This is a genomic window from Thioalkalivibrio sp. ALMg11 (assembly GCF_000377905.1).
Lineage (GTDB): Bacteria > Pseudomonadota > Gammaproteobacteria > Ectothiorhodospirales > Ectothiorhodospiraceae > Thioalkalivibrio.
The window spans coordinates 18,051-44,556 of sequence record NZ_KB898872.1; the positions used below are offsets into that span (position 1 = coordinate 18,051).

Annotated in this window: 26 protein-coding genes; 9 read left to right on the forward strand and 17 right to left on the reverse strand. The window is 62.9% G+C overall.

Annotation, left to right across the window (positions count from 1 at the left end; genetic code table 11):
• Positions 1-73: 73 nt before the first annotated feature.
• The 7 genes from D578_RS0102700 to D578_RS0102730 form a co-directional block, all read right to left on the reverse strand.
• Positions 74-997 carry a GIY-YIG nuclease family protein gene (locus D578_RS0102700; protein WP_018948457.1) on the reverse strand — a complete coding sequence of 308 codons (924 nt, stop codon included), beginning with the start codon at positions 995-997 and terminating at the stop codon, positions 74-76.
• Positions 994-2,406 carry a restriction endonuclease subunit S gene (locus D578_RS0102705; RefSeq protein WP_018948458.1) on the reverse strand — a complete coding sequence of 471 codons (1,413 nt, stop codon included), beginning with the start codon at positions 2,404-2,406 and terminating at the stop codon, positions 994-996. The genes D578_RS0102700 and D578_RS0102705 overlap by 4 nt, the downstream gene beginning before the upstream one ends.
• Entirely contained in the window at positions 2,403-3,323 is a 921-nt protein-coding gene (locus D578_RS0102710; RefSeq protein WP_018948459.1) for an Abi family protein, read from the reverse strand. Before D578_RS0102710 ends, D578_RS0102705 begins: the two co-directional genes overlap by 4 nt.
• Positions 3,324-3,523: 200 nt before the next feature.
• Entirely contained in the window at positions 3,524-5,503 is a 1,980-nt protein-coding gene (locus D578_RS0102715) for a class I SAM-dependent DNA methyltransferase (protein ID WP_018948460.1), read from the reverse strand.
• 240 nt (positions 5,504-5,743) lie between these two features.
• On the reverse strand, positions 5,744-6,445 hold the full coding sequence (locus tag D578_RS0102720) for a YajG family lipoprotein (RefSeq protein WP_018948461.1): 702 nt from the start codon (positions 6,443-6,445) through the stop codon (positions 5,744-5,746).
• 20 nt (positions 6,446-6,465) lie between these two features.
• The gene (locus D578_RS0102725; protein ID WP_018948462.1) at positions 6,466-7,074 is read right to left on the reverse strand and encodes a hypothetical protein; all 609 of its coding nucleotides are present in this window, start codon (positions 7,072-7,074) and stop codon (positions 6,466-6,468) included.
• Positions 7,071-8,102, reverse strand: a complete 1,032-nt coding sequence (locus tag D578_RS0102730; RefSeq protein WP_026289138.1) for a YafY family protein — start codon at positions 8,100-8,102, stop codon at positions 7,071-7,073. Before D578_RS0102730 ends, D578_RS0102725 begins: the two co-directional genes overlap by 4 nt.
• Positions 8,103-8,287: 185 nt before the next feature.
• Here D578_RS0102730 and D578_RS0102735 point away from each other — a divergent pair, with 185 nt between their 5' ends.
• The 4 genes from D578_RS0102735 to D578_RS0102750 all read left to right on the forward strand — a co-directional run bounded on the left by D578_RS0102735 (position 8,288) and on the right by D578_RS0102750 (position 12,137).
• Positions 8,288-8,476, forward strand: a complete 189-nt coding sequence (locus D578_RS0102735; RefSeq protein ID WP_018948464.1) for a hypothetical protein — start codon at positions 8,288-8,290, stop codon at positions 8,474-8,476.
• Positions 8,477-8,699: 223 nt separating this feature from the next.
• The gene (locus D578_RS0102740) at positions 8,700-10,760 is read left to right on the forward strand and encodes an ATP-binding protein (RefSeq protein ID WP_018948465.1); all 2,061 of its coding nucleotides are present in this window, start codon (positions 8,700-8,702) and stop codon (positions 10,758-10,760) included.
• Between the two features lie 53 nt (positions 10,761-10,813).
• Positions 10,814-11,779 (forward strand): sensor domain-containing diguanylate cyclase, encoded by a 966-nt coding sequence (locus D578_RS0102745; RefSeq protein WP_018948466.1) that lies wholly within the window; start codon positions 10,814-10,816, stop codon positions 11,777-11,779.
• Between the two features lie 121 nt (positions 11,780-11,900).
• Positions 11,901-12,137: a type II toxin-antitoxin system HicB family antitoxin gene (locus tag D578_RS0102750; protein ID WP_018948467.1), complete on the forward strand. Its 237-nt coding sequence runs from the start codon at positions 11,901-11,903 to the stop codon at positions 12,135-12,137.
• Between the two features lie 17 nt (positions 12,138-12,154).
• Here the strand turns inward: D578_RS0102750 and D578_RS0102755 are convergent, their stop codons facing one another.
• The 3 genes from D578_RS0102755 to D578_RS0102765 are packed head-to-tail and all read right to left on the reverse strand — an operon-like array spanning position 12,155 to position 14,121.
• Positions 12,155-12,559, reverse strand: a complete 405-nt coding sequence (locus tag D578_RS0102755) for a DUF4124 domain-containing protein (RefSeq protein WP_018948468.1) — start codon at positions 12,557-12,559, stop codon at positions 12,155-12,157.
• Positions 12,559-13,149: a cyclin-dependent kinase inhibitor 3 family protein gene (locus D578_RS0102760; protein WP_018948469.1), complete on the reverse strand. Its 591-nt coding sequence runs from the start codon at positions 13,147-13,149 to the stop codon at positions 12,559-12,561. Before D578_RS0102760 ends, D578_RS0102755 begins: the two co-directional genes overlap by 1 nt.
• Positions 13,150-14,121 carry an ADP-ribosylglycohydrolase family protein gene (locus tag D578_RS0102765; RefSeq protein WP_018948470.1) on the reverse strand — a complete coding sequence of 324 codons (972 nt, stop codon included), beginning with the start codon at positions 14,119-14,121 and terminating at the stop codon, positions 13,150-13,152.
• 323 nt (positions 14,122-14,444) lie between these two features.
• Between D578_RS0102765 and D578_RS16025 the strand changes: the two genes are divergently transcribed.
• The 3 genes from D578_RS16025 to D578_RS0102780 all read left to right on the forward strand — a co-directional run bounded on the left by D578_RS16025 (position 14,445) and on the right by D578_RS0102780 (position 16,407).
• Positions 14,445-14,609 (forward strand): hypothetical protein, encoded by a 165-nt coding sequence (locus tag D578_RS16025; RefSeq protein WP_196800658.1) that lies wholly within the window; start codon positions 14,445-14,447, stop codon positions 14,607-14,609.
• A 77-nt stretch (positions 14,610-14,686) separates the two neighbouring features.
• Complete coding sequence (locus D578_RS0102775) at positions 14,687-15,682, forward strand: hypothetical protein (protein WP_018948472.1); 996 nt, start codon at positions 14,687-14,689, stop codon at positions 15,680-15,682.
• Positions 15,679-16,407, forward strand: coding sequence for a DUF3320 domain-containing protein (locus D578_RS0102780; RefSeq protein WP_018948473.1), 729 nt, complete (start codon positions 15,679-15,681; stop codon positions 16,405-16,407). Before D578_RS0102775 ends, D578_RS0102780 begins: the two co-directional genes overlap by 4 nt.
• A gap of 346 nt (positions 16,408-16,753) precedes the next feature.
• Here D578_RS0102780 and D578_RS15835 read toward each other — a convergent pair whose 3' ends face one another.
• Positions 16,754-17,626 (reverse strand): hypothetical protein, encoded by an 873-nt coding sequence (locus tag D578_RS15835; protein WP_155996751.1) that lies wholly within the window; start codon positions 17,624-17,626, stop codon positions 16,754-16,756.
• A 373-nt stretch (positions 17,627-17,999) separates the two neighbouring features.
• Between D578_RS15835 and D578_RS0102795 the strand changes: the two genes are divergently transcribed.
• On the forward strand, positions 18,000-18,335 hold the full coding sequence (locus D578_RS0102795; protein WP_018948476.1) for an MbcA/ParS/Xre antitoxin family protein: 336 nt from the start codon (positions 18,000-18,002) through the stop codon (positions 18,333-18,335).
• Between the two features lie 147 nt (positions 18,336-18,482).
• On the opposite strand, the gene D578_RS0102800 is transcribed toward D578_RS0102795, so the two are convergent.
• The 5 genes from D578_RS0102800 to D578_RS0102825 form a co-directional block, all read right to left on the reverse strand.
• A complete protein-coding gene (locus tag D578_RS0102800; protein WP_018948477.1) occupies positions 18,483-19,247 on the reverse strand; it encodes a DUF1461 domain-containing protein in 765 nt (254 codons plus the stop codon).
• Positions 19,237-19,476, reverse strand: a complete 240-nt coding sequence (locus D578_RS0102805; RefSeq protein WP_018948478.1) for a hypothetical protein — start codon at positions 19,474-19,476, stop codon at positions 19,237-19,239. Before D578_RS0102805 ends, D578_RS0102800 begins: the two co-directional genes overlap by 11 nt.
• Before the next feature lie 177 nt (positions 19,477-19,653).
• A complete protein-coding gene (locus D578_RS0102815) occupies positions 19,654-20,322 on the reverse strand; it encodes an SOS response-associated peptidase (protein WP_018948480.1) in 669 nt (222 codons plus the stop codon).
• 11 nt (positions 20,323-20,333) lie between these two features.
• Complete coding sequence (locus D578_RS0102820; RefSeq protein WP_018948481.1) at positions 20,334-21,584, reverse strand: ribonuclease H-like domain-containing protein; 1,251 nt, start codon at positions 21,582-21,584, stop codon at positions 20,334-20,336.
• The gene (locus D578_RS0102825; RefSeq protein ID WP_018948482.1) at positions 21,571-24,006 is read right to left on the reverse strand and encodes a DEAD/DEAH box helicase; all 2,436 of its coding nucleotides are present in this window, start codon (positions 24,004-24,006) and stop codon (positions 21,571-21,573) included. The genes D578_RS0102820 and D578_RS0102825 overlap by 14 nt, the downstream gene beginning before the upstream one ends.
• Positions 24,007-24,111: 105 nt before the next feature.
• On the opposite strand from D578_RS0102825, the gene lexA reads away from it, so the two are divergent.
• The gene (lexA, locus tag D578_RS0102830; RefSeq protein WP_018948483.1) at positions 24,112-24,771 is read left to right on the forward strand and encodes a transcriptional repressor LexA; all 660 of its coding nucleotides are present in this window, start codon (positions 24,112-24,114) and stop codon (positions 24,769-24,771) included.
• A 467-nt stretch (positions 24,772-25,238) separates the two neighbouring features.
• Here lexA and D578_RS0102835 read toward each other — a convergent pair whose 3' ends face one another.
• On the reverse strand, positions 25,239-26,159 hold the full coding sequence (locus D578_RS0102835; protein ID WP_231364053.1) for a hypothetical protein: 921 nt from the start codon (positions 26,157-26,159) through the stop codon (positions 25,239-25,241).
• Positions 26,160-26,506: the final 347 nt, after the last annotated feature.

Below are 26,506 nucleotides of genomic sequence, written 5' to 3' on the forward strand. Positions count from 1 at the left end.
ATCGTGCTACGGGCAGCCCATCGACCCCGCTAAGCCCTACCCTATGCGACTCGCGGCTTTCCGGATACCCGCATCAATCCTCTCCCGCCGCTGCCGAAACCTGTTGGTCCTGCCAGGCGGCGTAGGTCTGTCCAGAGCCCTCGACACACCAACTTGTCCGGCCATTGGCCGGCCGCCCGGATACGATTGCCGCCGCCGCGCTCGGGCTTGAAAACGCCTGTTCCGCCGAAAAACGCGTCTTGCCCGACTCATCAACCTTCAGCACTCCGTCTTCCTTGAGCTGCTCGTACAGGGCTCGGTAACTGGTGTGCTCGCTAACCCACTTCTCCCGCGCAATGCTTCCGGAAAGCACAAAGAACTGCCCATCGACTTCCTGTGCTCGCGCCTTGACCCCGTGGGAGGCGATTTCCATCACGAAGACCGGCGAGGATTCAGGCCCGCCTTCCCCTGGTCCTTCATTCGAGGGCGTCTTGCGTTGTTCGCTCAGGAAGTCGAAACCCAGTACCGGCAGTATCGTGCGGATCTGTTCAAGGAAAAATGCCATATCGGCACGATCCGACTCTGGAAGATTGATGTACTCATGTGCTGTCCCGTTGACCAGCTTGCACCGGCCCACCTCGCCCGCGCTCTGTATCAACAGGCTCTCCAAATACTTCACATGCGCCTTGGTCAGATTAGGATCCTTGCTGGTGACCAGGCAGGCCTTTTCCCAGAAATCCTTACCACCTTTTTCCTCCGGACGATTGTGCTGCTTCAAACGCATACCCACATCGTCAGATTCACCGATATAAACCAGCGGGCGCAAACTATTATCCGGGTCCGGGCCCACCAGGAAGTACACTCCGGTGCGGCCGCACTCTGGGCGTTTCACTAGCTCCGAGAGTTTCGTCCGCTGTCCCGATAGCACATGGCCGGTCCAGTTCATGATCTCCGCGGTCAGCAGCCCGTGCGGCGTGCCGTCGACCAGGAACAGGCGGATGCTGCGGCCCTGGGTCATGCCGCGCCGCCTTGCGCTGAATACCCGGCGCGGTGCTCGGCGACCATGGCCAGCTCCGGCTCTTCCGACTCGACACCGGTCGACCAGCCGCGAACGTCAATCTTGCCGGTGACGGCCGCCGAAATCAGTGCCGAGCGTCGCTCCTGCAATACCGCAACAGCCTGATGAGACGCATCCAAAAGCCGTTCCAGATCACCAGTCATGTGTTCGATATGGTCCACTATCTCGTTTTGCTCTGGAAGAGGCGGGACCGGAATCATCAGCGCCTTGATCGTGGCCTGGGATAAATTATTCGCTAAGCCTTCCGCTCCATTGATTGACTGCTCTATCTGTCGCCGCAGAGACACACTACCCAGCGTTCTGGAGATAAACTTTGGCGAGACATTACGTGTAAATATCAACCTGAATAGCTTATCTGAGAGCATCAACTGTCCACGTGATTGATCTACATGCGCGACCGAACCGATTAGATCGGTCGAGCCACTCGCACGGCACAGCAGAACATCTCCGCTACGAACTTCTAGTTCTGGTCGTGGATGAAGCTCGTCGGGAAGGGATTTATTTTCGTTCTCCCGGAAAATCCCGTTATTCACGGCGCCTGCTTTCAGAACGCCCCACCCGCCATCCTCAGCAGGCGTGTTATTGCATTCTGGGCTCCACCCTTGTTCGATTGCATCAAGGACCCGGCGCAAGCTCACGGCATCCCAATGCGCCGGGACCTCGCCCAGCCATTCGACGCCGGGGTCCTTCATGGGCACGTTGGGGTCGAGGCCCTTGGTGACGGCGTGAGAGATCACGGCCTGCCGCTTCTCCTTCAGCAGCTCGATCAGCCGCCGCTGCTCCTCGATCAGCGCATCGATCTGCCCGGTTTCGTGGTTGAGAAAGACGGCAATCTTTTCCTGTTCCTCACGGGGCGCGAGTGGGAGGGCTATACTTCCGAAATCCGAGAATCTTATGCTTTTACCATCGCGCAAGCTGTCCGTTGTTGCCTGCAGGGCTGAGATATATGCAACGTCCTTCAGAAGGTAGCGAAAATATTTCGGTTCAATAGGTGAAGATGCAGCCTGAAGGACAGTATATGCTGAGCTAACTATGCCTTTGTAATATGACCGCTCAATACCACCTTCGAAAGAACGAAGGCTTATAACAAAGTCATCTCTTTCTACATGACGGAAGGCATTGCTCTCCCGTATGGCAATGGCCACGCGCCTTTCCGTATCCTCCATAAATTGACGCTGGGGCACTACGCCATAAGCTTGGCTAGCGGTAAGTTGCTCATCGCCGGGATGCGGACGCTCTTTCCTCTGCTTGAATAACCGCCTTCCGGCGAGCACCCGCCAATGCGCCGGCACCTCGCCCAGCCACTCGACGCCGGAGTCCTTGTACTCCGGGTACCTCGGAAAGGTCATTGCGAAGCCTCCTGGCTGCTAGTTCCGACAACTACTGACCAGAAATCGCGTTCCTTCCAGTCCGCGGGGAAGCCCATCAGGGTGGCGTCGATAGCATGAGTCCGAATCAAATCGCCCAATCGCTGTTTCCAGTGGTGGTTCGGGCTGATGATGTCGAGCAGGTATCCGAGCATGACCAGCGTGTTGTAGAGGCGACGGGGCTCATTGGCGTTGATGACCTCGGCGAGGGCCCTTGGTTTGCGCGGCAGTTTCATGGTGATCGTGAGACGCCGGTTCCACACCCGGCTGTGGTGAGCACAAAGGTTGCGGACATAGGTGAGGTGGCGGACGAACGCCTGGAGCACCTTCTGGTTCAGGCCATAGGGCTTCGCGATCGCCTCGCGGTCGTGGGGGCGCAGGTGGGTGATCCAGCGTGACAGCAGCCCGAGGGACATGACTTCGCAAACCGCCCAGACCGGGGGCGTCGCCGGCCGGCGATAGGTGTTGCGATAGTGCGCCACGAAGGTCTCGTCTGAGCGCGAGACTTCCGCTTCGAGCTTCGCGAGGTGGCTGGCGTGCCAGTCGCCACGCACGGACAGCGAGGCATCCAGATAGGAGTGGGGGCCGTGCTGATGCGCCATGTGATAGGCCCATCCCGCACGCAGGGAGACTTCTACACGCTCGATCGCATCCAGCAGCAACAGGCGGAATTCACGGTCGAATACGTACAGGTTCAGAAGCGCATCGAACGACGCCCCCTGCTGGAAGCGGTGCGTGTCGTGATCCGCTTCGAACGGCAGCCAGTACGCGGTGAGGCGGTAGTAGTTCAGGTGCCGCAGATAGTGCAGCGCCCGGTCACGGTCTTCGATGTGCAGGCCGCGGGCCTCGAGCAGGCCAAGCTGCTCCTGGTGCGTCCTGGCGGGCTTGGTGAAATCCATTCACGCCTTCCCAGAAACAAGTAACCCGCCGGTTTGAGGGTACTCCGGGGAGCATAGCCTTGGCGGGTATTGTTGCCGGGCATTATAGTTTGTGATGCCCCACTGGGCAACGCCTCGCCCCTTGAACAACACAGTCGCACCCCGCCCGCCCCGGGGCCACGCCATCACCGAGCTGACCGTAATGCTGCGGCTTTCGCGCATCACGCGGACAGCTCCTCGATCATCTGCTTGATGCGGGTGGTGACGGCCTTGAGGTCCGCGTCGATCTCCTCCAGCGCGCGCGGGGGCTGGAACACGTAGAAGTGGCGGTTGAAGGGGATCTCGAAGCCAACGATGCCGATGTCGCCGTCCTGCTCGTCGCGTTTGTCCTCGTCGACCCAGGCATCCGGGACGTGCGGTTTCACCTCGCGCTCGAAGTAGTCGAAGACGTGCTCGCCTAGCGGGACGTTCTCGGTGTCGCGCAGATCGCTGTCGGACTCCAGGTTGCCCTTGTTGTCGGTGCAGATGTCCGCTTCGGGGTCACGTTCGCTCAGTGCGTTCCAGATGGACTTGAGGGCCGGCGCGCCCAGCTTGATGTCGAGGTCCTTCAGCTCGGCCTTCAGGTCGTTCAGGAAGGCCTCGCGGTTGCTGTAGACGCGCTCGGCGTCCAGCCGCTCGCAAGCGGCCTGCACGCCGAGGCGGGTGGTCTCGTCGAGCTTCTGGATCGGCTTCTCGGCCAGCATGCGTTCGATGCGCTCGGGGCTGGCCTGGAAGTTCAAACGCAGCGGGCGCTCGACGGTGATGCGGCGGTAGCCGAAGGCCTCGATTGGAAAGAACTTGCTCTTGTCGCTCTCCTCCAGGCTGCCGTAGGTGCGCACGATGGCGTCGATGTTGGCGTCGTCGATGTACTGGCGCTTGGAGCCCAGCGACTTGCGCATCTTCGCGTAGCGGTCGGTGGCGTCGATGAGCTGCACTCGGCCACGGCGCTCGGCCGGCTTGTTGTTGTTCAGCACCCAGATGTAGGTGGCGATGCCGGTGTTGTAGAACATGTCGGTGGGCAGGCCGATGATGGCCTCCACCATGTCGTGCTGCAGCAGGTAGCGGCGGATCTCGGACTCGCCGCTGCCGGCCCCGCCGGTGAACAGCGGCGAGCCGTTGAGGATAATGCCGATGCGCGAGCCGCCCTTGCGCGGGTCTCGCATCTTGCTGACCAGGTGCAGCAGGAACAGCAGCGAGCCGTCGGATACGCGCGGGAGGCCGGGCCCGAAGCGGCCGTTGAAGCCCTTGTGGTTGTGCTCGTCGGCGACCTGCTTCTGGACCTTCTTCCACTCCACACCAAAGGGTGGATTGGCGAGCATGAAGTCGGCCTGCAGCTCGTCGAGCTGGTCGTCGGAGAGCGTGTTGCCGAGCTTGATGTTCTCGACGTTCTGGCCCTTCACCAGCATATCCGCCTTGCAGATGGCGTAGGACTCGGGGTTCAGTTCCTGCCCGTGGAGGGACACGGTGACGTCCTGGCTGATCTGCTGGACGTATTCGTCGCTCTCGGACAGGAAGCCGCCGGTGCCACAGGTCGGGTCGTACACGGTGACGATGCCGTGCGGCTTGAGCTTGTGGTCCTGCCCGGTGAGCACCAGGGAGGTGGTCAGGTGCACGATGTCGCGCGGGGTGAAGTGTTCCCCCGCCGTCTCGTTGGAGCTCTCCGCGAACTTGCGGATCAGCTCCTCGAAGATGAGGCCCATGCCGAAGTTGGAGATGCGCGCCGGGCGCAGGTCGATGGCGGCGAAGCGCTGCACCACCTGATACAGCAGGTTGTTGGACGCGAGCTGCTGGACGAAATCCTCGAAGTGGAAGTGATCGAAGATCTCGCGGGCATGCGAGCTGAAGGACTCGATGTAGCTCATCAGGTCCTCGGCCGTCTGCGTGTCCGACAGACTGCCCAGCGATAGCGGCGAGGTGTTGAAGAACGGCTGCTCGGCCTTACGCAGCAGAAGCTGCTCGCGGACGGTCTCCGATTTGTTCTCGTGCTCCTTGGCGGCGGCCAGCACGCCGTCCTTGGTCGGCTCCAGCACGCACTCCAGCCGCCGCAGCAGCGTGAACGGCAGGATCACCCGCCCGTACTGCGACTGCTTGAAGTCCCCCCGCAGCAGATCCGCCACCGACCAGATCCACGCCGCCGTCTCCGAATGATTCTCCGTGTTCAAGCCCTGCTCCCCTGTTCTTTCTTCACTCTGCCCAATGCCGGGCACCCGATGGTGCCGGCATTGTTGCAGCAAACCTTCACGCCGCGCGAACACCCCAATGGCGTTATTGCTCGCGCCCAACCCCCCAGCCTGCCAGCTTCAGGCGACAATTCCCGACGCCTGAGCCCGCAATGCCAGACCTTCCCTAATTGCCTTTTTCCGAGACAGGGGAACAGGAAGGGGTCCTGTGCGACCGCCGCATCAGTCCACCAACTGCAGTACGCGCTCACGATATTCGTCTTCGGACAACACACCCCGATCCCGAAGGTGGCGCAGTGCTTCGAGATCCGCCTCCAACTCGCTGGAGGATTGGGTTTCCGAGGGCCCTTCGGCGATGGCGCGGTGCAGGCGCTCGTCGTCCAAGGCTTCGTCGATCGTCTCCCACAGGGTCCGCGTCAGGAGCTCTTCCAGTTTCTCGATCGACGCGAAGATGCCGCCGCCTGCGCCGCCCTCCACATTGCTTGACCGAACGGAATTCTCATACGCGATGTGACGAGAGCCACGTTCGACCAGGGTGACATCCAGTCTCGAATGCGCCTCTCGGCGCATCATCTGATTCGAATCCAGTTGCTCGATGTCGACTTCCAGGACGAAATCGCCCTCACCCTCTTCGGCGAGCATTCCGCGCTGCTCTAGCCCGGTGGCGAGCTGGCCGCGGACCACCTCGGACACCGGCTCTTCGGTTTCAAGCGTCTGCAGGGGATTGCCGAAACCACCCCGAATGGCCCCCAGCCAGTTCGAGCCGTGTTGCCGGCTGTCCGTAACGGAACCCATCTCGACATTCGCCGAACCGACGGCAACCGTGTCACTGCTCTGCGCAGGATCCAGGCTGACAGGCGTCGTGGTGCACCCGACCAGGAACATCCCGCCCAACATCAGCCCTGCCAGTTTTCCGCTGATCACTTTCTCTGCCCCTGTTTGGTTCAGGCCCTAGCCTGTTGCCTGCGACTTGATGGAGAGGCCGAGTCACGACTCGCCCGTCCCCCGAAATAAAACTCGGTCGCGTGCGCCTCGCTGAACAGGTCATGCCCTCGCACACATCGGGTCTGCGTCGTCCAGACGGTGAAGGCCCCGTCCTGGGCTTTGTCGCCGCACACCTCTTCCAGGCCCGTCACGAGGTCATCGCATCGCACACAGCGAAGTTCTCCCGCGATCGCCGAAACCATTTGCGTGAACCGGCCGCGCAGTTCGGACCGAAACGCGTCCGGGAGATCGATGATGGCGTCGACACGATCGTCCGCGGCCTGCAGCCACAATCGAAAGGCCCGACGAGTCCCGTCCGGTCTTGCCGCGACCACAGGCTGGTCACATTCTTCCAGCCAGTGCTCCAGGTCGCGGGCGGAAACAATCCATTCACAGCCGCCGCCTGACTGCCCCTGCTGGGGTGACAGAAGCCGAACACGGCGGGTGCACCGCGGAAGCTCCAGCAACAGATTGCCCACGGTCCATGCCCGAATGTCCTCGCGCGTTGCCAGGCGCCTGCGACCGGACAAGCACGCCCAGATGTTGCGCAAGGCACGGAAGGCCCTCATGCGGGATCCTTCGTGCGGTAGGCCAGACGGGCGGATTCCAATTCTTGGGCAATGGCGTCGCGCAGTGACGGGGGTCCAACGACCTCGACGCCTGCACCCAGCCCCAGCAGCCACCACTTGAGCCGGGCGGTGTCGCGAACGGTGGCCGTCACACGCGAGGTGCCGTCGGGACCCCGCTCAATGAGCTGGTCTTCCGCCAGGCGCGCCTCGTGGAGGTGGTAGGCAAGGTCCGCATTTACCCGGAGTTCGAGGGTGATGAGCTCGCCCTCGGGGTAGTCGAAAGCGCCATCCCGGATGATCTGGTTAAGGTCGAACCCACCCTCCGGGTCTCGAGCCGGAACATCCGTCAGTGTTGAAGCCTCGATGCGGTGGGCCGCCAGATGCAGGACATCCTGATGCGGTTCCATCGTGGCCAGCAAGTAGGTAACCGGTTCGCGAAACACGAGTGCCAGCGGATGGATCCGGTGGTCCTTGACCTGCCCCTTCGAACGGGAGCGGTAGGTAATATCGAGGCAGCGGCGCTCCAACAGGCCCTGCTGCAGGATCGGGAACACCCCGTCCGGCATTTCAGGCGGGTTCAGTGGCGGGCCGTTGGAAAGGATGCGAACCCGCTCGGGCCACAGACTCAGACCGGAGGCATCGCCGGCGGAATCCAGTACTTCCCGGGCGCGGGCCACCTGCGGCTTGAGTCGCGCCCGGGCCGAAGGCGGCAGCAGTTGCGCGGAGTGTGCATGCAGGATCTGCAGCGTCAGGGCCGTTTCCGGATCCATTGCAGGGACATCTTGCAGCGGCGCCTCGTCGGACCAGAACCAGCCGTAGGGGCGTTCGCGGTCGTCGCAGACCAGCGGTAGGAAGGAGGAGAGATTCTCGACGTCCCGTTCGACCGTGCGCAGCGACACGTCGATCCCGCGATAGGCGAGCCGCTCCTTGAGATCCGGGGCGCTAAGCCGCCTCGGGCGCCGCGGGATCATCCCCAGCAACAACATCCGGCGCTGCAACGTGGCGCGCATTCCCTGCCCTTCCGGCATCCCTTTCCCTTTCTCGTCCGGTCCGTTAAATGCCGGTGCATTTGCCGCCACCTTATCCCACATCGCCCTCATGGCAAACCGGACCCCTGCCCTGTCATTCCCTCGAGTACATCGCATCGGGGCGTCAGGCCATGTCGCACAAGAGCGCCAAACTGTCCGAAACATCACCGGATCAGGAGATCGCCATGAGATGGATCGTGATCGGACTCGCTTGCCTGTTGGCAGGGTGCGCCGCGACCGCCCCAGCCGGATTCGGCAAACCCTCCATCTATGACCCCGACGGGAACCGCAAGGGCTACATCACCGAAGGCGCCCTGGGCCAACAGCAGGTCCGCGACACTCGAGGCGTGCTGCTCTACGAGATCCGTGACTGATGCGGTAACGCGCGTTCCGCATGCAGTACGAGGCCCCCTTTCGAGGGAGGAGTACGGACTTTCTAAATTTGCTATGCGTCAAAAGCTGTCGCCCTCCTGTGTGAAGCTGGAATTCGACTTACACCAGGAGCGCCACATGCCCAGAAGCCACCGTCGTCGACTTCGCAAACACCGCATGCGCTCTAGCCGCCTATCCCGCGCGGGGGCACTGAGCGGCATCCGCATGCTGTGGAGTCTGCGGGTCCTCGCAGCGGCCTTGCCGCAGGACGCGAGCGGCAAACTGGACCGAATGTTGGACCAGGACTCGCTGGAGGGACTAGGCATACTCCTCGACGACGAAGAACGGGAACACGACGAGCTCGCTCTGGAGCGGGCGGTGCAGGAACGGCTTCAGGCATTCGAGTCCGACGCCCCGCGACTGCGAGACCACCCGATCGCGCAGAACGTCCGGATCCTTGGCGAACCGCTGGGCCTGAACGGCACGGAAAGCGAGATCCTGGAAATCCTCACGCTCATGACCTCGAACAACGCTCTTTCCGAGTTGCTGTCCGACGTTCGCGAGGCCTGTGACGTGTCCCCGGAAGGAATCTTGGCGATTGCCTTGAACCGGACCGAACGCGAAATCCGCAAAGCCCTCGCGCCCCGCGAGACCCTGGTCCGTTCAGGCCTCGTCGAGGGGCAGACGCTGGCCACGATGGTATCCAACGAACTCGGGTTTAACCTGCTGCGCGGCTTGGCCTCCGAGCTTTCCGGCACGATGGACTCCCCGGATCGCATCTTCACGGGGTTCTTCCGCGACATGCCGGCTCCCGAGGAGGATCAACTTCCCCTGCCGCACCTCGAATCGGACATCGAACGGCTCAAGGCGCTTCTTCTCCAGGCCATTGCGGATGGCGTTCAGGGCGTCAACATCCTGCTATACGGACCCCCGGGCACCGGGAAGACGCAGATCGCGCGGCGCATCGCGCAGGAGACCGAGCTGCGCGCACGGGAGGTGAACCATGAAGACGCCGAGGGTGTCCCCATGGAACCCCATCATCGGCAACGCGCCTACCAACTCTGTCAGTACCTGCTGCGCCGCGCCGACGATGCCCTCATCGTCTTCGATGAAATCGAGGATGTGTTCGGGCGCGATCCATTCGCGGCGCTGTTCGGAGGCAGCCGTCGCCCGAAAAGCGGCGGAAAGGCCTGGACCAACCAGATGCTGGAGGAGAACGCGGTACCGGCGATCTGGATCACCAACCATCCGGACCAGCTGGATCCGGCTTATCTGCGTCGCTTCGATTACGCGCTTGAGGTGGGCCACCCGCCCCGCTCGGTCCGCCGCGCACTCCTGACGCGCGCCTGCGAAGGCCTCGACGTGACCGAAGCCTGGCTGGATCACACGGCCGGGACCGACGCCCTCACCCCCGCCGAGATCCGCCGCGCTGCACGTGTGGCGCGACTCCTTCGCAATGGCCGGGATGCGCCGGAGTCGATCATGGCGGATCACCTGAACCAGCAGGCCGAACTTCAGGGGCGCCCGCCACTAACCACGCCCCGCGGGCTGGATGCACTGGACTACGGCCTCGAATACCTCAATACCGACACCCCGGTAGAGGCGGTCATCGAGGACCTGATCGCGGGTGGGCAAGGCACCCTGCTGGCGTATGGCCCGCCGGGCACCGGCAAGACGGCGCTGGCTCATCATCTGGCCGAACAAGCCGACCGCCCGCTGCGCAAGCGCACCGCCTCGGAACTGATCTCGCCGTACGTGGGGATGACCGAGAAGAACCTGGCCCGGGCCTTTCGGGAGGCACGCAAGGAAGGTGCGGTGTTGTTGCTGGACGAGGCCGACAGCTTCCTGACGGATCGATCGCAGGCCCGCCAATCCTGGGAGACCACTCGAACCAACGAACTGCTGGTCCAGATCGAGGCGTTCGACGGCATCCTCGTGTGCGCCACCAACTTCCTGGAGGCCCTGGACCCGGCCGCCCTGCGTCGCTTCGACCACAAGCTGGAACTGCGCCCACTGGATCACCAGCAACGCGCACAGCTCTTCGAACAGCTTGTCTCGCGACTGCAGCCAAGCGATGCAGACGATCGCGCCGCACTCGATACCGCTCACGCGGTCGTGCGCCGACTCGACGGCCTCACTCCCGGCGACTTCGCGACAGTGGTGCGAGGCCACTCGCGCCGGGGCACGCCTCGCGCAGGCCTCACCTTGCAGGCACTGGCCAACGCCCTGGTCGGCGAGCATCGCATCAAGCCTGGTACAGGCACACGACGCGCAGGCTTCGCCTGACCCAAGACCGCCAACACGTAGTAGCACGGATTGCAGAGGCCAAGGAGCGCCACATGGATGACATTCAAGATTCAACGCAAACTTCCACACTTGCCGCGCTGGAGGCGGAAAAGGATCAGCTCCTCACGCTCCTGAAGGCCCTTCCCGACATCTCCTTCGTTTTCGACGAGGAAGGCCTGTACGTAAAGGTGATCGGCGGCGCCAATGAGACCATGTATGTCAGCGGACAAAGCCTGGTCGGACACTACCTGCATGATGCCCTGCCGGCTCCACTCGCGGACCATTGCCTGGAGCTGGTGCGTACTGCGATCGAGTCCGGCGAACTGCAGACCGTTGAATATTGCCTGCGAACCGCCGATGTGGCGTTACTGCCTGATGACGCCCGCACGGGCGCGCGAGGCACGACAGAGCAATGGTTCGAGGGCCGCGTGCTCCCCTTGCCCACGTATGATCACTCGAATCGCGTCGCCCTTTGGGTCGCGGTGAACATCACGCCCCGCAAACAGCTTGAACACTACTGGCGAGAGGTTGCCCACACGGATCCCCTGACCGGGCAGGCCAACCGTCAGCGACTGTTCGCGCGGGCCCACCAGGAGGTGGAACGCGCGCATCGCCACCAGCACCCGCTCTCCCTGCTGGAAATCGATTTCGATTACTTCAAGCGGCTGAACGATCAGTACGGCCATGCGGCGGGCGATGAAGCTCTTCGACGCATCACGCAGGCCTGTGAAGGGATCCTGCGCGAGTCGGATTTGATGGCACGTACCGGAGGGGAAGAGTTCGCGATCCTGTTGCCGGAAACAGACCACGATGGGGCGCTCGACCTTTCCAGACGGCTTCTCGATATCGTACGGGAGGTCCGTCTGCCCGATTTCGCCCCGGAGATCCGGCTGACCATCTCCATCGGCAGTGCGACCTTGCTAACCGGCGAATCCTTCGATGGACTCATGCGCCGAGCGGACGAAGCCCTCTACGAGGCCAAGGCGAATGGCCGCGACCGGGTGCACTCGGACCGATGATATCGGTAGGCAAAGGGTCAATCGCCTGAAAAGCTCTCCTCGCACCGCGAGACCTGCTGCAATGGGTGTCTGGGTATATCGGACTGGCTTTGATGTTTGACTCAGCCCCGGAGGGACCGACATGACTGCAGAGCGCTACCCCGTCCGCATCGAGCGCGACGCCGCCGAGCGCTACCTCGCCACCTGCCGTGATGTGCCGGAGGCGCTCACTGACGGGGCTGAACGCGACGAAGCCAAGGCCGAGATGGCGGACGCGCTCATGGTGGCACTGGAGGGCTACCGGCTCGATGGGCGTCCACTTCCCTCGCCATCACGCCCCGAACCGGGCGAGATCCTGGTCCGCGTGAAGGCGGGCTGATTGCCCGGAAGCAGAGCTTAGTCCCTGATGGCCGTGATTGCGCCTTTCTCGACAAACACGAACAGAGAGCCCTGCCCCTGTCGATACTCCCAACGCTCCTCCACGCCATCGGGTGTCGTCAGCCGACGCACCCTGCGCGGCTGGCCACAAAGCTCGGCGAGGTCCGAAACGGCATCCCCGGGCGAGAAGACACGGGAGGGTCGGAAACAGACCGCGAAGCGCCTCTGCTCCGCACGCCGTTGCTCGCGCTCGTACTGGTCCGGAAGATCGCGGCGGCTGGCACCATCCTCACAGGGGGCGTCGGCGTACTCGATCCCATTGGCGGTTTCACATTTGAAGTAGCCCTCGGCAGCCGTTGGTGAGCTTGCGAACAGCAGCGCGCATCCGACCCAACCGGCCCACCTCAGAAACACCCGCTTCATCAACGGCCCCGCTCTTGCTCGACCGTCAACTCATTCGCGTACTGTCCCACCGGCGCCTGCGCCAGGTGGCGTTCCTGTGCACCGGTTTCGATCGCGCCCGGGCGCGCCTGACGCACGAGCGCCATCGCATCTACTGAAGGGATACCCCGGTCCACCAACAGACGGGCGGCGACGGTTCCGGCCCGGCCAAGACCGCCTTTGCAGTGGACCACCCAACGGCCGCCCGCGTACAACGACCGATGGATTTCCGGCGCCACGGCCTGCCAGCGCTCATCCCACAGCCGGTCCGGACTGGCCATATCCGGAATCGGCAGGTGATACCACGCCAACCCGGCGTCGCCGACTGCCTGGCCCAGACCTGGAACGCCCAACGCTGCGAGCTCCCCATTGGGGTTGAGGGTCACGACCGCCGTGGCGCCCCACGCCCGAATCTGTTCCAAATCCAACAGCAGGTCGCGGACCCAGGGGCCGGTCATCGCGTCGTGTTGCTGCTTGCCTGGGCAGAAGGTGATGCCGATGGTGCCGCCTTCCGGCAACGCAATCGCAGCGATCTCCAGTGGATGACTTGCACTGGTACGGACGGTGGTCATTCAGAGTGCCTCCGGTGATCCGGTTTCGCTCACACCTGTGGGTGCTGAATCCGAGAGCTGCAACAGCGCATCGCCGAGTGCTGCGAGCCGGTCGTGCTGGCTGAGCCGGGCGCGCCATTCCTCGGGGATGCCCGCATCCCCGTAAAAGACCCCGGCCAACTGGCCGAAGATCGCGGCGGTGGTGTCGGCGTCATCGCCCAGGTTGGCCGCCATCAGGGCCCCTTCCCGGAAATCGCGGCTTCGGTCAAAGGCCCACAGAGCGGCCTCAAGACTGTCGGCCACATAGCCCGTGCCGCGGATGCGGGGTGGATCGTTCTGCCGGAATGCCCCCTGCGCAATCGCCTCGATCCGAGGCGCCAGCGCATCCTGCGCCTCGAAGCCCGGCAGCTCGCACCAGGGACGTTCCAGGATCTCTTTTCGGCTCACTCCATCGAGAGCGGCCAGCGTATAAGCCGTCCACAAACGACAGGCATCCAGGCACTCACGTGTACCATGCGTGGTTCTCGAGCTTGCCCGCGCAGCAACATGTGCCTGAACCGGTGTGCGCCGATAGGCCAGGGGGATCGGAACCAGCCGCATCAAGGATCCATTGCCGGCGGTTTGGGGATCCTCCGAGCCGCTCATGGGGTCGCCGGCGTCCTGGTAGCGACGAAGCGCAGAAAGCACGGTGTTGCCGATATCGAAACACCGTCCCGTACTGCTCGCATACCCCTCCCGCCACCACCGCACGCACCGATCCATCTGGTCGTGTGCATCGAACCCGTGGCAGTGGACCAGGCTCTCGGCCAGGCAGATCGCCATGGACGTATCGTCCGTCCACTGTCCCGGCTGCAGATCAAAGGGTCCACCCCCGACCATATCGGTAATGGGCGTGAAACTGCCGGGACGCTGGAACTCCAGGGTGGTCCCCAATGCGTCACCGCATGCCAATCCCAGCATGGCGCCCCGGTAGCGGTCTTCGAGTGTTGGCATGCCCCGCCTTCTTCTTGTTGGCCTGATGAAACCTGGACGATACGCTCACGTGATTGCGGCCGGTGAACGGCGCCTTCGCTTACTTGGTAACACACGCAGGCGTCACCCCCTGACGCATCACCATGCACTCGACCGTGTCAGTATCGTGGTCCGGCCACACCGGACATCACTGCAGCGCAGTCCGGCCTTCCATGACCCTCAATGTCAAAGGCGTCCCCCAATCGCAACATCCAACGACCGGCGGGTAGCATTCATGCCATGGGGTGAAGAACGCCCCCCAAACCCGAAACACCACCGCCACGAATCAAAGCATGGAGCACCACATGGACGACGAAGAGCAGGAACGGGACAAGGAGCTGGAAGAGAAGGAACGCCAGCAGCGCCTGGAGAATATGCAGCGGCGCAGCGACGGCCAGATGGGCGTCGGCGGTTTCGAGGTGCTGTATGAACCGAAACAAGACGAAGGCGAAAAGAAGGACGGCGAGTGAAATCCGGATGCAGGGCTGAGCGCTTGATGCATGCAAGCCTGGATGGTTGCCCGACCCCGAGCTGACGGGAACCGACCGTGACGATACTCAAGGTTGGCGAAAAGGACCGCGACGGGCGCCAGAAGCGCATCGAGCACACCGGGCGCTATCTGCGAGCCAGCCGAACCGGTGGGCTATCGCTCCGGGCGCAGACCCGAGCGGCCGGCGTGAACCTCACCGGCAACACCCGCCATGGCGTTCGCGTCTCGACCCGCCTGGCGAAGAACACCCAGGTCGCCTTCCAGAATGGGCGTTTCATCCTGCGCGGGCGCTACGGCTCGGATGCGGCGAAGTTCAACCTCTCCAAATCCGGCGTCACGGTCTCCACCAAGACGCCGATCGGCTCGTTCAACTGGATCCGGCCGGGGCGCTCCTCGGCGAAGATCGCGGGGGTTCAACTGCGCGGGCACAATGCCGCGGCCATCCAGGGGCTGTATGGGCTATTCGCGGCTGCCTCCTGGTTCGTGGGAGCCCTGCTGCGGATGGTTACCGGTCTGTTGGGCGGCCTTCACCGCCTGGGAACGGTCGCCGCCGCGCGGCGCCGCCTGGCCGAGGAGGAAGCCGCCCGGCCCGACGTGGCGCTGGCTGATGTAAAGCCGCTCGGGCAACGCGTCCTCGACGAACACGCCGTGTCGATCGCCGACTGGCCTTCGCGGGATCAGCTCGCCGCCCTCGCCTTCGCGTTGCTGGTACTGGGTCGCGGTTCCACCCGTCCGCCCCGACCTGCTAGCGATAACTCCATTGCATCGGCGGCCGAGGCCGCCCTTCTTGAGGACATCGCCGAGGCCGGGCGTCAGTGGGACACCTGGCTGGGACCGTTGCCACCCGACGACATCGAGCCGGTCTTCGGGGTTCTGGTGTCGATCGCGGAAGCCTATGCGCGGGACAACGACCCCAACCGGGTCACCGAGACCCTGCTCGCCCTGGATGACGCCTGTCTGCTGGATGGCCCGAAAACGCTGCTGCAGGAAACGATGATCGATCTCACGGCCGAAGCGATGGGCGTGGAGCTGGTGTTCGAGGGAGAGGCATGAGCGACCCCCGCCCCGGCTCCCTCGATGCCCTGGTGCAGATCCATCAGACCCTGATCCGGAATCCCGGCCCGCGCGAGACATGCGCGGCCTGGCGCGCGTACTGCCGCGAACAGACCTGCGGTTTTGTGGTGACCTTCGATGACCCTGCTTATCCGGAAACGGAGTCCCGTTCTCTGGCCCTCGACGGACACGACCATTTCCACGACATCCCGGAATCCGATCTGGACGAAGCGATCATGCGGGTAGTCGATACCGAAGGCCCCGTCCACCTTCGAGTGCTGACCCAGCGATTACTCGACGGTGCCGGGTTCAGCCGGGCCGGCTCCCGGATTCAAGCAAGCATCCACCAACGGCGCGCGGCATTGGGGGCAACCGGACAGATCCGGCTTGATGGAGACTTCAGCGGCCGCCCGGAGCAGTTTCTAGTTCCGTGTCTTCGGGACTGGAGCGGCTTGCCGGACAACCTCCGCCAGCTCGACCACGTCCACGATACCGAGCTGATGCTCTCACTCGTACGCACGGTGGTGGAGGCCGGCTCACTCGCGGTCGATACGGCTCTGAACGACGCCCTCTATCGCACGGGATTCATCCGCCTGACCGAGAACGCACGGGAGCGACTGCAGACACCACTGGACCGGGCACTTCAGGAAGGATTGCTAGTTCGGGAAAAACAAGGGCTGGAGCCCGACCGAAAAAGCTTCGCGCAGCCTCGGCCAAGCATCTGAACAAGCCATCGAACACGACGCCACTCCATCAGAATCGATAGCCAAGGGAATCGAACAGAAGGGCTGTGGTCCGCCAACGAGGAGGCTGCCCCTGATGCTGTGGTGACGGGCCTCCACCAAGACGGTCGCTCCCTTCTATGCCGACCGAGACGTCGGCCTTTTTGCCAATAACGTTGACTTCGAACCCGATTTAGATGCTCGACGCCCTGGTGAAACGTCCACCGCCAAATCCAGACCGCACGAAGCGCCACCGATCTGGCCACCTATCGCTTTCCCGTAACCGCAGCGGCGCGTACCTACCGAAAACTGGTTATGGACCCCGCGTCGGAATGACGGTGGGTCATCCTCAGCCGTCCACCAGAGCAGTCGATACCGAATGTTCCCGATAATGGAAAGCATTTTCCTGAGTGCTCCAGCCACACAAAAGATAGCGACAAGGGTGGGCATGCGGAAAGGCGCGGATAGACCGAACCAGACGATCAAAAACTTGTTTGATGTCTTCCGAAGTTTTCACCTGAAAGACCATCAGCTTGTGATCCGCCTGCGCTTGAAGAAGCTTGTTAAAGTCATACCGTATACCGCCAGTCCGACTGTCGGACACCTCTATCTCAACCGCCAAAGTAATACCGATAACATTGCGATTGCCATCCAAACGACGCCAGATTAGGTCATATAGCCATTCGCCACGCGACTTTGAAGGAAGCACCTGAAACCCAAGGCGCTCACCTTCTTCCAATAAGGCGGCCTTAATATCCCTATTTTTGTCAGGGCTCCGCCATATCTTCCGCTTCCAATGATCAGGGTCTTTGGCACGCTTTACTCTAATCGCCTCGGATTGAACTTTGTCGAGGGCCTGCACCAACCAAGGAACCAAATTAGCATCGCCGCGCCGAACGTCAGCCGCCGCTTGCGCAGCACCCTCAGGCAACCATTCTACGACGGCTTTTCCATCGCCCACACGAAGCAATCCATCGCGGTAAGGTACCTGTCCCTTTTGAGATCGCTGAGCCATAAAGTCATCCAGAAGACTAAGCAGCGGATCACGCAGCCCGATTGTCTTGATAGATTCATATCCTTCACCTTGGAAAAAGGGTGAAGCCAGATCGAGGCGTGCTTCATCGTACAACGCACCAAAGGTCAATTCCCCCCGCAGGTCGTCTGGCAGTGCATATCCGGCCACCAAGTCATTTAGCTGGTTTTGTTCGTTATCCACATCCATCCTTCATCCCAATCTCACGCAGGAACAACCCCTGCAATAATAAAGTTTCGGGAACAAGCCCGGTCTCCTCGCACACCCTTTCACTCAAAACACTCCCTGTGAAAGCCGAGATAGGCTACAACATGCCGATGGCTTCCGAAACGGCTTACTCCTCAGCATGGCACGGATTATCGGGGGTTCGGTCACTTTGGTAACGTAGAAAGAGTGCCCAGAAGCCGAGGCCCCGAAGGTATAGGGAACATGCGACGGTAGGTGTCGCCCTGATATGGATCATCAGGTGCAGGTGAAGGCTGTCCAAGTGACCGAAGGAGAAAGGAACATGCCTTCAATGATGCCCAGGCGATCTCCAAACGAGCGGCGCGCACTCGCCCGAATGGTGACCACGCTGTTCGATCGCTGGGCGCTGGATGAAGACGAATCGCTCGCCATGCTGGGGATGACGAAAGCCTCTCGCCACTGGCTGACGCGCTATCGCAAAGGCGAGCCGCTGTCCGCCAACCGGGACATGCTGGACCGGGCCGCGCACCTGCTGGCCATACACAAGACCTTACGTCTGATGTTCCCGCACGAGCGCGATCTGGCGTACCGGTGGATCCGCACCCGAAACCGCGCTTTCGATCAGCTCACGCCGGCCGAGATGATCGTCGAGTACGGATTTCCGGGTCTGTTGATGGTACGGACGTATCTGGACCGGGCAACCACTCACTGACACCATGTTCCAACGAGGACACCATCTGAGCCGATCACCAAGCTAACGAACTCCGAAAAGAACGGTGGCAATCACGACAAGCCTATCCCTCGATGTCGCACTCGATGAACCGATCCTCCGTGAACGCTGGACTCTTCCTTGCTCCCGTTAGCGAACGGGAATCTGGGCCCCGCTATACCAGTGGTGGCGGAGCCCATAAAATCCGGCCGCCAGCAGTACCAGTGCCAACAAGGCCCAACTCGCCGCAATCGGCCCAAACAGGTTCGGGGCCTGCATCAACATCGACATCAGCGATTCCTCGTACCAGAAGAACCACGGGTTCTCAGGCGGGAACAGGACGTCGTGCAGGGCGTAGAACACCCGCACCGGGCCGATGAGCCAGACGCAGACCATCAACGCTCCCACGGCACTCACAACGCCGATGCCGGTACGCTTCAACGACGGCGGCGGATCGCGCCCGGCCCGGGCCCACAGCATCAATGCCGCCAGGAGGGCGAGACTAATCCAGCCGGCGCGCTCGCCCCAGCCCACCAACCTCGACACATCCACCAGGTGACGGATTTCGGGATCGGTCAAAAAGATCTTTTCCGGGGTGCCCGCCCCCGGGGCCGAGTAGGTGAGGGCCGCCAGCTCGGATTCAGCGGTATCGGGGTCCTGGATCGCCTGGGCCATCGCTGCAAACAACCGCACCCGCTCGTCCTTCCCTGTTCGCTCGAAACCGGGGCGGATGTCGTTTTGCGGGCCATAGTTCGCAATGGTCTCGTCGATCCCCAGGACGTCGTACCACAGCGGGTAGGCAAACCCCACCGCCGCCAACAGCTTCCAGGCGAGAAACAGCGCCGCGGCCGAACTGGTCAGGACAATCCCCGTCCAGCGTAGCCGTGCCCCGAGGCGCCCCGCGTTACCCCGCACGGAGCAGCCGCTCGAGGTCGCCCAGCAACGGCCCGAAGCCCGCTACCCCATCGCCGGGATCATCCGCGGCCAGGGAATACCGAGCATGGGGCATCGGGTACTCCTGATAGGGGGCGGGGTTGCCCTTCCATGCGGCCGCCTGCAACAGCGTCACCTCCGGCTGATAGACCCGCGTGCGCTCCGGGTCCTGGCGAATGCGCAACCCGGTATCCCGGACGCCCTCGAACACGCTGACGGTCTATTCGCCACAGAAGCGAAGCTGAATGTCTTTGCTGGTGTCCATCGGGAGCGCCCGCTTCAAGCCGACAATCAGTGCTGTTCCAACCGCAACGAGACCGATCAGGATATAGGTGCTCATGCTGCCTCCTGCGAGTGTGTAGGTAGGATCCCAGATTACGCCCGGGGATTAGGCTGGATCTACAGGATCAAGCACGGACCGATCGTCATTCGCCGGGCGATTCACTCGGGTCGAAACCGGATACGCCCGCAAAGCGGAGGGCGGCATACGGCGAGTGATATGGCGGACCTGCTCACGCTCAGTGATCTCAGGGTCTAGCCAATCCCATCGGCATTCAGCGTCGAGCGCGAGTGGCTGTCGGTCGTGGATATTTGCGAGATGGTCAGCCGCCGGCTCGGTGATGATCGCGCAGCAGGCCCCTCCGTCCGCGGTCGGCGCCCAGATGCCCGCCAGGAACAGCACGTCCTGCGTCGCGTCGTCGGTCAACGTGATGAAATGCGGCTGCTTGCCCTCTTCGGTCTTTTGCCACTCGTACCAGCCATCCGCCGGGACGATGCAGCGCCGATGCGCGAAGGCACTGCGGAAATACGGACTGGTGGCGACCTTCTCGGCGCGGGCGTTGATGGGCTGCGGCCCATCCGTTACCCGTTTGGGCCGGAACCCCCAGTGCATCGGCTGAAACGCGGCCGGCGTTTCCTCCCCCGCCCGAAACACTTCGATATCGGCGCCCGGGGCAACGTTGTACCGAGGGGCATCGAATCCCTCGTCCACCGGCACCTGGAAGTACCGCATGGCCAGCTCACTGGTCACGCTGTAGCGCGCAAATCGTCCGCACATTCGGTATCGCCTTACCGGGTAGCCGCCTCATGTCGCATTCGAAGTCTTTCTAGACGCCCATCGGCGCGAGGTCCAGGTTCCAGTTGCTCAGCGTACCGGAGCGCCCGCTCCCAGTCCCGACGCTGGTGTTCGTGGTACTTGGCCAGCGCCTCCAGTGCCTCCTGAACGCCCCGCTCGGCCAGCGCTTCCCAAATGGGCACCGCCTGGTCGTATCGCCCCTCTCGCCGCCATTCGCGAGCGAGCCACAGCAGGCCCGGCACCGACAGGCTCTTTTGTTGGCCTTCCAGCAGCCGGCGAGCGGCCGCGGGTCCATCGAGGCGCTCCATCAGGCGTGCTGCGCCCTCGACCGACGCCCCATGGACGACGGGCTGCGCCAGGACGCTGGCCAGCGCCGGTCCCAGCAGCGTGAGGGAGAGGATGTCATCGGTGTTGTGCTGGACCACTCGCTCGAGATCCTCACTGCGCCCGAAGCTGAGATAGGCCTTCCAGGCCCACGGGGCCTCGGACCCCGGCAAGTCGTCCTGGCGGTCGAGGCCGAGCAACCGTTCCTCGACGGTGCGCAGGCGACAGTCCGGCCAAGCGTGCCCGTACAGGCTACGCACCGGGTGAAGGAAGTCGGTGTGCGCGGTCTCGGGGGCATCGGGTCGGCGCTGCATGCGGCGGCGATCCCGCAATAACGGCAGATCGAAGGTCTTGCCGTTGTAGCTGACCAGATGGTCACAATCGCAAAGGGCCGCGTCCACGGCGGCCAACAGCGCCCCCTCCCCCGCGAACGCGGTCATCAACCACTGGCGCAGGCGGACCTGGCGACCCTCGAGCGTCGCCAATCCCACCATGAAGGCGACGGTGCCGGCACCGCCGGCGAGACCCGTGGTCTCGGTGTCGATGAAACCGACCCGCTGGTCGGGTGACCAGAAAGGGCTCGCCGGTTCGCGGGCGAGTTCGAGCGTGTGGCGCCCATGGGCGTGGCTCGCCGCGATGATGCGATCGACCCGGACCAGATGCTCGTCGATGAGCTCGCCGTCCAGGCGCTTCGCCAGTTCATCGGGTCGAACGGCGGCACTGGAGGGTGGCGGGGTTGCGCGGGTACGCCCCGTTCCCGCGACGCCCATCCGGTCCAGTCGCGCCCGGATCTCGTCCAGCACGTTGCCGGATGCTGGATCGGACGCCGGGGCGTGGGCCCCGGCTGAAGTTCGGCCGGGCGCCGGCGGCTCACTGCCCGCCTGGAGGCGCAGGGTGTTCAGTCGATCATGCAGGCTCATGCGACTCCAAGCCCTCAAGAACCGTGATCGCGGCCTGCTTCGGCGAGAAGCCGCGCACCTCGTCGCTCGCGAGGATCGGACCGATGCAGCCCGGACAGCCGTGGGCACAGTCGCACTGCCGGATCAGGCTCAGTGCATCGCGAATGACCCGGCCCCGGTTGTCGAACAGCGGTGCCGACAGCCCGACGCCGCCGGGATAGTGGTCGTACAGGAACACGGCCGGGCGGAACCGGCCTTCCTGCTCCGGATCGCACTCGCCCCCATCGAGGGTGCGCAGCTGGCCGCGGCCGTTCGATCCCACGGTCGCAAACCAGCGCGCATCGCCATCGCCAACCGCCCGGCCCAGGTCCTGCGGCTCGGACATCACCACCAGCGCCGCCACGTGGTGCATGGCGTAAGCCGCACCGAGAAACCCGTCCAGGGCCTCGTGGCGGGATGCGAAGCGCTGCTCCAAGGCCTCGGGGGCCATCTGCCACCAGACGGCGGTGGTGTGCATCTCCTGGTCCGGCAGGTGAATGTTGCCGTAACCGATGTTCTCGTGGGTGTAGTAGCGGATCTTCTTGTAGCCCGGGATGCGCCGGACGATGTGGACCTCGCCACGGGCCGCCTCGCCCTGGCCGGCGGGCGCGCGCTCGAAGTCGTCGAGGATCTTGAGACGCGTGTAGTCGATGGCGTCGGTGTAGTAGTCGGCGCGGGTGCGCGTGACGAACGCCTTGCGCCCGGTCCAGTCGAGGCGCTCGACCTGATAGGGCACGGCCTGCACCAGGTAGATCGCGCCCTCGTAGAGGGTCTCGGCCGCGCTGGAGAAGTCCACCTCGGCGATGATCTGCTGTTGGCCTTCGGTCGTATCCACCACCACGAAGTTGCCCTCGGCGACGGAACGCAGGCTGACGCTCTGGGCGGGATAGCTGTCCTCGGTCCAGTGCCAGGTGTCGGACTCGCGGTGCAGCACGCCCTGCTCTTCCAGGTAGGCCAGCAACGACTCCAGATCCTCGTCGCCGAAGGTCTCGCCCTTCCGGAATGGCAGTTCGAAGGCGGCGCAGCGCACGTGATCCAGCAGGATCAGGAGCTGGTCCGGCGCGATCCGCGCCTGCTCCGGCGACTGGCCAAGGAAGAACTCCGGGTTGCGGATGATGTACTGATCCAGCGGATCGGAACTGGCGACCAGCACCCCCAGCGACGGGCGGTTCCGCCGGCCGGCTCGGCCCAGGCGCTGCCAGGTGCTGGCGATGGTCCCGGGATACCCGGTCAGCAGGCAGACATCCAGGCTGCCGATATCCACCCCCAGCTCCAGCGCGGAGGTGGCGATGACGCAATCGACGTTGCCGCTGCGCAGCGCCTTCTCGGTCTGGCGCCGCTCGTTGGGCAGATAGCCGCCCCGGTAGGCAGCGACCCGCGAGGCCTTGCGCGGGTCGTTGTCGAACACGTCTTTCATGTAGCGGGTGATCACCTCGACCATCAGCCGCGTGCGCGCAAAGATGATGGTGGTGAGCTTGCCGCGCAGGGCCATACGCGCGATGCGCGTGACCTGGGATCGGGCCGAGGCGCGGATGCCGAGATCCGCGTTGACCACCGGCGGGTTCCACAGCAGAAGATGGCGCTCCCCCGCCGGTGCCCCGCTCTCGGTGATCGCTGTGACCGACTCGCCGATCAGCCCCGAGGCCAGTTCTTCCGGGTTGGCGATGGTCGCCGAGCTCATGATGAACACCGGGTCCGCGCCATAGAAGCGACAGATCCGGCGCAGCCGGCGCATGACGTTCGCCACGTGCGAACCGAACACGCCCCGATAGGTGTGCGTCTCGTCGATCACCACGTACTGGAGGCTCTCGAAGAACTGGGCCCACTTGGTGTGGTGCGGCAGGACGCCCTGGTGGAGCATGTCCGGGTTGGTCACGACGATGTCGCCACGCGTACGCACCGCCTTCCGGGCATCCCCCGGGGTGTCCCCGTCGAAGGTATAGGCGCGCACCCCGAGATCACCGGCCTCGTTGAGCTCCATAAGCTCTGCCACCTGGTCCTGCGACAGCGCCTTCGTCGGAAACAGGTACAACGCCTTGGCCTTGTTCTCGCGGGCCGCTTGAAGCACGGGAAGGTTGTAGCAAAGCGTCTTGCCGGACGCAGTCGGGGTCACGACCACCGTGTGTTGTCCGGCGCGGATCTGGTCCCAGGCGGCGCGCTGATGGCTGTAGAGCTGCTCCACGCCCCGGGATCGGAGCGCGCCGGCAATGGCCGGGTCAAGATCGGCGGGCAGATCGGCGTACTGGGCGGGGCGCGCCGGCAGGACCAGCTCACCGGTAATGCGTTTGGCGTAACGATCCTTGATGCGCTCAACCAGCCGCCACGCACCCGCTTCTCCGCCCGGGCCTTCCGCGCGCAGCTCGGGTTCGGGGACTTCAGGAAGGACGCGCGCCGGTTCGGTCATGGCAATCTTCTCGCGGGAGCCGTACAGTGGCGATCATAGCCCGGAGAACAAACGGAGAACAATGTTCTCTTCCCTGCGCGATCACGATCCTGGAGAACGGATGCCATGGAGGCACTGACCCCGCACCAGCGTCGGGTGCTCGAATCCCTGCAGCGGTTCGCGGCCGAGGGGCACGCCCCGAGCCTGGATGAACTGGCACAGGCACTGGGCCTGCGCTCGCGCGGCTCGCTGCACAAGCACATCCGGGCACTGGAGGCCGCGGGGTATGTGCAGGCCACCCGCGGTCGCCATCGAGGGGTCCGGCTGGCCGATGACGTGCTGGATTCGTCTGTCGCCGAAGGCACCACGGGACCCGGCTCATGGGGCTCCAGCACCCTGCCCCTGCTTGGCCGCATCGCGGCGGGCCAGCCCATCGAGGCCCTCGCGCATCCGGAGCCCGTGGAGGTACCCCCGGCCCTGCGCGGCCATGGCGAGTGCTATGTGCTCGAGGTGAAGGGCGACTCCATGCAGGACGCCGGCATCCTGGACGGCGACTGGGTGGTCATCGAATCGCGCAACCATGCCCGCAACGGCGAGATTGTTGTGGCCCTGATCAATGGCGAAGACGTCACCCTCAAGCGCATCGAGCAAACGCCCTCTGGGGTTCGGCTTCATTCCGAAAACCCTGCCTATCCGTCGATCCACGTCGCAAAAACTCAGCTTCAGATCCAAGGCGTTCTTGTCGGCCAAATGCGCCGATACCAATCTTTACTCTCGCCGAAGTAATCCAGGACGACAGGACCGCGACCTACGCTTTGCCTGCCACTTTCCATGAGACCCCTTGGATGCGCGCCCTACTCCGCACAACCCTCACAACTGGCGCGGCCACTGCTCCGGCCGAGGTGTCACAAACGGCTTGCATTGGCCCATGTCCCGCGTAAACCTAGAACCATTCCAGAAATACACTGCACGCGGCACCCGAACATTCTCCTTTACCGGGGCCACCCGATAAACCGCGCAATCCCTCTCATCGAAGCCTTGGAAGACGTAGGCTGCCTCACGCCCCCCGTATGGCCCGTAACTATATCCGTGCACCTCGAACGGCTCCTGCCGCACAAGGCACCCGGAAAGAAAAAGAGTCAATGCCACGAGGAGCGCTTTGCGTTTGACTGATGAAGACCTCGGCTCAAACTTTCCCACAGGGATCACCCCTCGAGCATTGACTTAATCGAACTACAACACTAGACCATAGCCTAGTCGAACACTACAGCCTCAAGACGTTCCGAAACCGCTTCCGCGAGGGGGCCGAAATCAATCACACCGCCTTCTTCGGGAGGAGCCGGCAAGATTGCAACTCCCTCTACTTTGGACCCTTCCCGATAGGGGAACGTCTCTAAATAAACCCGAACATCCATCCCCTCGACCGGCATCCGAAAACGATCCGCGTTAAAGCCCGCCACGTCATCGTTGTGATGGTTCGGCCTAAACGAGTATGCACTGAGGAGGCGCCTGAAGTTTGCGTAAACGGTGTCCGGGTCATAGGGATTATCAATTTCGAAACGATAGAACACCAGCCCACTTGAGAGCATGGTTCGTAGCTCATTCTCATCGTATGGAGGGACTGAGAATCGACCGATAGCGCCCTGTCGATACGTCTCTGCACTAACAGCCTGGAATGACACCTCTTGAAAGTCTTCCTTATCCTCGATCGAGTAATTGACAGTGTATTGAATACCCGACCCTGCACGGCCATTGTCATTGCGCCGATGAACCACAAAGGACGTGTCCTCAACGTTTTCCAGCCACAGACGCTGGCGGAATGAATCACGAGCGCGTACGTCGATATGTAAAAGAGAGACCTCCCCAAAGCTAACAGCGCGCGTCCTGATTTGCGCAGGAGCATCATGGAACATACCCAGAATTCCATCCGAACCATCAACGCCGAGATACCGATCCGGGTCTGCGTACCGTGCAAGGTTGAACGGGTCGCCTCCCTGAGGCATAACTACAACATTTTCTGGGATCTGGTATGTCACCATTTCCATTGCGACAGACTCGACCGAATCCAATTCAGCGCCCTGGGATGTCGGTGTGGAGGCCATACAGCCTGTCAAAATTGGAAGAGAGATAGCCGCCGCCAGAGGCAGAAACGCTCCATATTGTCTCATATTCATTATAGCCCTTTGTTTTTATGACGCCATTCCCAATCAACAATCCATATGTAGAAACAAGAAAAGCGGAAGCAAGGGTAAAGGGCGAAAACACGTCGGTCAATCTGGCGGGAACGGGCATAGTATGGTAAAGGGAAACCTAATACAGATTGCTGCAGTGGCACCAATGGGTACGTAGCCGCCGGTGTTTGATGGTCAGCTCGATAAGGGTTGTAAACCGGAGGGCAAAGAACCAAGACAGCAGATGCACATACAGCACATCGCGGACCTTCCCCGGATAACCATCCTTTCGAAATCGACGCCCCCCGATCGTGACGAACGGTTCGTCCGTCGACAACACGCCATGGACG

Coding starts and splice junctions, on each gene's coding strand:
- D578_RS0102725 (WP_018948462.1), bottom strand. CDS start 7,074: ATGAGGGCCTTCCGTGCCTTGCGCAACATCTGGGCGTGCTTGTCCGGT.
- D578_RS0102755 (WP_018948468.1), bottom strand. CDS start 12,559: ATGAAGCGGGTGTTTCTGAGGTGGGCCGGTTGGGTCGGATGCGCGCTG.
- D578_RS16025 (WP_196800658.1), top strand. CDS start 14,445: ATGGACGACGAAGAGCAGGAACGGGACAAGGAGCTGGAAGAGAAGGAA.
- D578_RS0102765 (WP_018948470.1), bottom strand. CDS start 14,121: ATGCCAACACTCGAAGACCGCTACCGGGGCGCCATGCTGGGATTGGCA.
- D578_RS0102825 (WP_018948482.1), bottom strand. CDS start 24,006: ATGACCGAACCGGCGCGCGTCCTTCCTGAAGTCCCCGAACCCGAGCTG.
- D578_RS0102730 (WP_026289138.1), bottom strand. CDS start 8,102: ATGCCGGAAGGGCAGGGAATGCGCGCCACGTTGCAGCGCCGGATGTTG.
- D578_RS0102745 (WP_018948466.1), top strand. CDS start 10,814: ATGGATGACATTCAAGATTCAACGCAAACTTCCACACTTGCCGCGCTG.
- D578_RS0102815 (WP_018948480.1), bottom strand. CDS start 20,322: ATGTGCGGACGATTTGCGCGCTACAGCGTGACCAGTGAGCTGGCCATG.
- D578_RS0102780 (WP_018948473.1), top strand. CDS start 15,679: ATGAGCGACCCCCGCCCCGGCTCCCTCGATGCCCTGGTGCAGATCCAT.
- D578_RS0102760 (WP_018948469.1), bottom strand. CDS start 13,149: ATGACCACCGTCCGTACCAGTGCAAGTCATCCACTGGAGATCGCTGCG.
- D578_RS15835 (WP_155996751.1), bottom strand. CDS start 17,626: ATGGATGTGGATAACGAACAAAACCAGCTAAATGACTTGGTGGCCGGA.
- D578_RS0102735 (WP_018948464.1), top strand. CDS start 8,288: ATGAGATGGATCGTGATCGGACTCGCTTGCCTGTTGGCAGGGTGCGCC.
- D578_RS0102750 (WP_018948467.1), top strand. CDS start 11,901: ATGACTGCAGAGCGCTACCCCGTCCGCATCGAGCGCGACGCCGCCGAG.
- D578_RS0102700 (WP_018948457.1), bottom strand. CDS start 997: ATGACCCAGGGCCGCAGCATCCGCCTGTTCCTGGTCGACGGCACGCCG.
- D578_RS0102795 (WP_018948476.1), top strand. CDS start 18,000: ATGGTGACCACGCTGTTCGATCGCTGGGCGCTGGATGAAGACGAATCG.
- D578_RS0102705 (WP_018948458.1), bottom strand. CDS start 2,406: ATGACCTTTCCGAGGTACCCGGAGTACAAGGACTCCGGCGTCGAGTGG.
- D578_RS0102820 (WP_018948481.1), bottom strand. CDS start 21,584: ATGAGCCTGCATGATCGACTGAACACCCTGCGCCTCCAGGCGGGCAGT.
- D578_RS0102710 (WP_018948459.1), bottom strand. CDS start 3,323: ATGGATTTCACCAAGCCCGCCAGGACGCACCAGGAGCAGCTTGGCCTG.
- D578_RS0102835 (WP_231364053.1), bottom strand. CDS start 26,159: ATGAATATGAGACAATATGGAGCGTTTCTGCCTCTGGCGGCGGCTATC.
- lexA (WP_018948483.1), top strand. CDS start 24,112: ATGGAGGCACTGACCCCGCACCAGCGTCGGGTGCTCGAATCCCTGCAG.
- D578_RS0102740 (WP_018948465.1), top strand. CDS start 8,700: ATGCTGTGGAGTCTGCGGGTCCTCGCAGCGGCCTTGCCGCAGGACGCG.